The sequence below is a fragment of the Megasphaera sp. DJF_B143 genome (genome assembly GCF_900320625.1).
Taxonomy (GTDB): Bacteria; Bacillota; Negativicutes; order Veillonellales; family Megasphaeraceae; genus Megasphaera; species Megasphaera hexanoica.
Map to the genome: position 1 here is coordinate 1 of NZ_ONTA01000084.1, position 2,677 is coordinate 2,677.

The following is a 2,677-nucleotide window of genomic DNA, read 5'->3' on the forward strand; positions in this document are numbered from 1 at the left end:
ACACTGGATTTCATAGAAGACTGCCAGCCGGAGCTGGTATATCCCTGCCATTGCGTCAGCCTGGAAAATAAGACACTCCTTGCACGGGAATTGCCCGTAAAAGAACTGGGAGCTGGTACTCGCCTGCGCTTTGACGAATAGGATCAGCGGACGAATTCCAGGCGGAAAGCCCGCCCCGGCGTGATATAGGGTATGAGAAATTGTTCTTCCGGCAGGATATAAGCTGCCCGGTTGCAATTAGGGCCGCCTGGGTAGGACTTCAGGCTGATCTGTACCTCGCCCATATAACGGCCGTATCCTTCATTGTCTACGGTGATGTCGCCGTACGATACGGGCTGGTCTGCCGTTTCATCACCCGAAATGATGTGCCCCTGCAGCCGGGAGCGGCTTTCTGCGGCGCGGATGACATCCTGAGCCGGATCCAGGCGGGCCGTCATAGGCTGGCTGAGAAGGTCCTGCAGGAACGGGTCATGACTGAGAAGGCGTGCCTTGAGAACGATTCGGCCTTTTTCCTCCCGGCCCGCATGGGAAAGAGCGGTCAGTTCTTCCTGTGAGGGGGCAGAGTCACCGATATAAACGGTATCTGCGCCCATAGCCTGGGCGTGGCGGGCCGCCAGATCTACTGTGCGATTCCGATCGTCTTCCAATGTGGGCAGTCCTTCCCGGAGGGGCAGCCGCCGGCCGGCCTGACTGGGGATGAACAGACCAACGGAAATACCCTGGTTCTGCAGCCACTGTGTCTGTTTTTGTACATAGTCTTCTCCCAGACCCGTATGAGGGCGGGGATAAAAGTTGTGCAGGCTGTCTATATGGCTGAAATCAGCCCCGGCTTCCTGAAGGGCTGCCAGTTCTGCCGGGCGGAGGGTGGAGGCATTGAGCTGCACCTTCATCATATGGCTGAACAGAGCTATTTTGCGGACATCGAATCCATAATCAAAGCGGACCGTCGTAATGCCCAGGGAAAGCAGATGTTCCGGTGTCAGAGATGGCAGATTCAGTAATTCCTGCGTCTTTGGTGATACATCAGCTATGACATCGAAGTGATGGTGACGAGCGACAGATAAAATTTCCTGAAGCTCCATAGATAGGACGTCTGTGTCTGATTCGGGAATGTGGAGGGATGTAAACACCCGCGTAATGCCCATAGCGGCCGCTTCTTCCAGAAGGGCCAGTTCATCGGCACAGCTGCGGCCTAAACCGGGATAGAGAGAAATACCTGTTTTCATAGTCAGCAAACCTCCTCGGCAGGGTCATCAAATCCGATGATCCACGTAGCAATAAAACCGGCAAGATAGGAGACGAAAAGCCCGGAAAGATACACGGGGATATTGTCCGTGCTGGCGGCCAGGGGAAGGCCGGATATGCCCATAGCTGCAGCGCCGACCATAAAGGCAGCCTGTACGGCACCACCGCAGGCCCCGCCGATACAGGCACCGATAAACGGTTTTCCCAGAGGAAGCGTAACGCCGTAAATCAGCGGTTCACCGATACCCATGAGTCCGACAGGCAGTGCAGAGGCAATGGTTTTGCGCAGCTGCCTGTTTTTTGTTTTGACATATACGGCTGCTGCGGCGCCTACCTGGCCGCCACCGGCCATAGCCAGGATGGGGAGCAGGATGGTAACGCCATAGCGGGCCAGTAGTTCCGCATGGATAGGCGTCAGGCCCTGATGGATGCCTAGCATGACCATGGGAAGAAACGTGCCGCCGAGGATGAAGCCCGTCACGGCGCCGCCGCGGCCGATGGATTCAGTTGCCGCATATCCGATGGCTTCCGACAGCCATCCGCCGATGGGCTGGCAGATGAATAGGGCAACAAAGGTCGCGATGAGGACGACCAGGAGCGGCGTCAGAAAGAGGTCAAACATATCGGGAATGACGCGGTGCAGTTTCTTTTCCAGCAGGGAAGCAAAGAGGACGACGAGGATGACGGCGATGATGCCGCCCCGCCCTGGAACGAGAGGCTGGCCGGAAAAGACGATATGGGCCAGTCCCGGATGGGTAATGATAGCGGCCATGACACCACCCAGCATGGGCGAACCGCCAAAGACTTTGGCTGCATTGACGCCGACAAAGATATTGAGACCGTAAAACGCGGCATTGCCGGCAATGGCAAGTATCTGTATTACGGGCAGGGTGGATAATTCCGGATTGAGTTTCAGGGCAATATTCAGCAGCCCCGTAATCAGGCCGCAGGCGATGAACGCGGGGATGATGGGTACAAAAATCTGGGCAATCTTTTTCAATGCTTCTCTGGCCGGAGTGGCGTTTTTTCTGCGGATGGCTTCATGCAGTGCCTGCCCGTCTCCGACAGCGGCATTGCGGGCCAGCTCGCCAACTGATGCAGATTGATTGTCTTCTTTCAGTAATTCCAGAAATTCCCGGGTCACTTCCTGGGCCTTGCCTGGTCCCAGGATAATCTGCCATTCATCACCGGACTTATTGATGCCCATGACGCCGCGCAGGCGGCCTATATCTTCTTTTGTGAAATGTTCTTCCTTTACGACCAGGCGCAGACGGGTCATACAGTGATAGGCCTGGACGATATTGGAGGCAGGTCCTGTGAGAGCGTAGATTTCCCGGGCCAGTTCTTTATAATCCATTATATCGTCCCTTTCGCAGCGGATTGAGCAGAAAGCACCTTCGAAATAAAGCCGTCGGCAGTCTGTAATTTTTCT

2 protein-coding genes are annotated in these 2,677 nt (G+C 55.6%); both read right to left on the reverse strand.

Going from position 1 to position 2,677, the window contains the following annotated elements:
* Positions 1-143 precede the first annotated feature (143 nt).
* Positions 144-1,226, reverse strand: coding sequence for a MupG family TIM beta-alpha barrel fold protein (locus DBO31_RS02390; protein ID WP_113855326.1), 1,083 nt, complete (start codon positions 1,224-1,226; stop codon positions 144-146).
* A 2-nt stretch (positions 1,227-1,228) separates the two neighbouring features.
* Positions 1,229-2,602 carry a PTS transporter subunit EIIC gene (locus tag DBO31_RS02395; protein WP_150824350.1) on the reverse strand — a complete coding sequence of 458 codons (1,374 nt, stop codon included), beginning with the start codon at positions 2,600-2,602 and terminating at the stop codon, positions 1,229-1,231.
* Positions 2,603-2,677 lie beyond the last annotated feature (75 nt).